Source organism: bacterium (assembly GCA_020440705.1).
GTDB lineage: Bacteria > Krumholzibacteriota > Krumholzibacteriia > LZORAL124-64-63 > LZORAL124-64-63 > JAGRNP01.
Genome location: JAGRNP010000288.1, coordinates 1 through 634, shown reverse-complemented (window position 1 = coordinate 634; position 634 = coordinate 1). Strand labels below are relative to the sequence as shown.

Genomic DNA, 634 nt, shown 5'->3' with positions numbered 1-634 from the left:
TCGAGGCCGGGAAGCTTGAATTGGACGAAGCGGACTTCGAGTTTCGCGAATCGGTCGGCGACATGATCAAAGCGCTGGCATTGCGAGCGCATAGCAAAGGTCTCGAGTTGGCGCTGCAAATCGCTCCCTCGATACCGATCTGGGTGCATGGCGATCCGAATCGTCTGCGGCAAGTCATCGTGAACCTCGTCGGCAATGCGATTAAGTTCACGGCCAGCGGCGAGGTGATTCTGCGAGTCGAGTCGGAGGCGATTCATGGAGATCGCGTGATGCTCCGGTTTGCCGTCGTCGACACCGGCATCGGCATTGCCGCGAATCGACGCGACGCAATTTTCGCGGCTTTCGAGCAAGCTGATAATAGCATGACGCGTAAGTACGGCGGCACCGGATTGGGCTTGGCGATTGCTTCGCGACTGGTGCAACTGATGGGAGGCCGGATCTGGCTCGAAAGCCACGAAGGCCAAGGAACGACCTTCTTCTTTACAGCGCGTTTCAGGGTGGCAGCTGCACCGGACCAAGGTTCTGATGCATTGGCGGTTGGCGGAATGGAGGGGCTGCGAGTGCTGGTCGTTGATGACAATGCATCCAGTCGCAACCTGATCGCGGAAATGTTGAGTAGCTGGCGAATGCGTTC

The 634-nt window shown here is 58.0% G+C and carries 1 protein-coding gene; it reads left to right on the top strand.

Annotated elements, in window-relative coordinates:
• Positions 1-20: 20 nt before the first annotated feature.
• Positions 21-634: histidine kinase (locus tag KDM41_18420; protein MCB1185400.1), on the top strand; the 614-nt coding region annotated here is incomplete at its 3' end.